Below are 2,020 nucleotides of genomic sequence, written 5' to 3'. Positions count from 1 at the left end.
AATAAAAAATTTATTCTTCTCTCCCCCTGCCTCCCCTGCCCCCCCTGCCTCCCCTGCCTCCCCTGCCTCCCCTGCCCCCTGCCCCCTGCCCCCTGCCCTCTTCCCCCCTCCAGTCCCCAGTGACCCGACAGACACCCCCCCACCAGGAGCAAAACCAGCATGATTCCCATCCATCCCGTCACTTCGGATGAATATCCCCAACTTGCCAACAACCCAATCAACAGTCCAGAAAATCGACCAGACAAGCCAGAAGAAGCTTGTGGTGTTTTTGGTATTTATGCCCCAGAACAAGATGTTGCTAAACTGACCTATTTTGGATTGTATGCCCTCCAGCACCGGGGACAAGAATCAGCAGGTATTGCCACCTTTGAAGGCAAGCTAGTACGCCATCACAAAGATATGGGGTTGGTGTCTCAAGTTTTTAGTGAATCGGTTTTAGACGAGTTGCCCGGAAATCTAGCTGTAGGTCATACTCGTTATTCAACTACCGGTTCTAGCCGCAAAGTTAATGCCCAACCAGCCATTGTTGAAACTCGTTTAGGATCATTAGCCTTAGCACACAATGGTAACTTAGTCAATACAATGCAGTTGCGAGAAGAACTGCTGAAAAGTAATTTTAACTTATTGACAAGCACAGATTCAGAAATGATAGCGATCGCGATCGCTGAAGAAATAAACGCCGGTGCAGATTGGTTAGAAGGTTCTATCCGCGCCTTTCACCGTTGCCAAGGAGCATTTAGTCTAGTTATTGGTACACCCCACGGCATCATGGGAGTGCGTGATCCTAACGGCATTCGTCCCTTAGTCATAGGCACACTAGATAGTAACCCAGTGCGTTACGTTCTCGCTTCCGAAACTTGCGCTTTAGACATCATTGGTGCCGAATATCTCCGAGACGTAGAACCAGGGGAATTAGTTTGGATCACCGAAACCGGTTTAGCATCCTTCCACTGGAATCAACAACCAGAACGGAAGTTATGTATTTTTGAAATGATTTATTTTGCTCGTCCTGATAGCATCATGCACAACGAAAGTTTGTACAGTTATCGGATGCGGTTAGGACACAGAATTGCTCAAGAATCCCCTGTAGATGCAGATATAGTCTTTGGTGTTCCTGATTCTGGCATACCAGCAGCGATCGGTTTTTCCCAAGCCTCTGGAATACCCTACGTTGAAGGACTAATTAAAAATCGTTACGTGGGACGCACCTTCATTCAGCCTACCCAAACCATGCGCGAGTCTGGTATTAGGATGAAACTCAACCCCCTTAAAGATGTCATCAACGGTAAAAGAGTAATTATCGTAGATGATTCCATAGTTCGCGGAACCACCAGCCGCAAACTGATCAAAAGCTTGCGAGATGCCGGTGCAACTGAAGTACACATGAGAATTTCTTCCCCTCCAGTTACTCATCCTTGTTTCTACGGCATAGATACCGATTCACAAGATCATTTAATCGCTGCAACTAAGTCAGTACAGGAAATAACCAAGCAACTGGAAGCAGATACTTTAGCCTATCTTAGTTGGGAAGGAATGCTAGAAACAACCAGAGAAGACACTAATAGTTTTTGTTCTGCTTGTTTTACTGGTGATTATCCTGTAACCATTCCTGAACACATGAAGCGTTCTAAATTGATATTAGAAAAGGTTGTGGTGTAAAATACACCCCACACCAAAAGGAATAACCCAACAAAGTCGCGGAAATGTTGGGTTTTCTTGCGTTAAAGGGTAGTGGTGTACAAGTAGTGATTTTTAGGGCTAAAACTCTTGGTATTTATGACATCAATGGGGAAAATATGGAGTAATTTTAAATGGTTTTTAATCTTCATCATCAGCATCTTGTTGTAAAATACGATTATTCAATCGCTCATATTCATCCTCTAGTAGCCTGATATTTGCCTGTAGTTTTCTTAATTTTTATTTCACCGTGGTGCAGGGGTATTCGAGTGACCTTGGACATTGCCAATGCTTTCTTCAATTTGTAAAGACTGCTGGTAGAGCAATACTTGTCGGTTAAGCT

The 2,020-nt window shown here is 44.5% G+C and carries 1 protein-coding gene; it reads left to right on the top strand.

Annotation, left to right across the window (positions count from 1 at the left end; translation table 11 throughout):
- Nucleotides 1–159 precede the first annotated feature (159 nt).
- Nucleotides 160–1,659, top strand: coding sequence for an amidophosphoribosyltransferase (gene purF, locus VB711_RS23670; protein ID WP_323288821.1), 1,500 nt, complete (start codon nucleotides 160–162; stop codon nucleotides 1,657–1,659).
- Nucleotides 1,660–2,020: the final 361 nt, after the last annotated feature.

Source organism: Cronbergia sp. UHCC 0137, assembly GCF_034932285.1.
Taxonomy (GTDB): Bacteria; Cyanobacteriota; Cyanobacteriia; order Cyanobacteriales; family Nostocaceae; genus Cronbergia.
The sequence above is the reverse complement of the archived record's forward strand: the minus strand, read 5'-3'. Positions and strand labels throughout refer to the sequence as shown.

What these genes read in the sequence shown, in the direction of transcription:
- purF (WP_323288821.1), top strand. Translation starts at nt 160, where the DNA reads ATGATTCCCATCCATCCCGTCACTTCGGATGAATATCCCCAACTTGCC.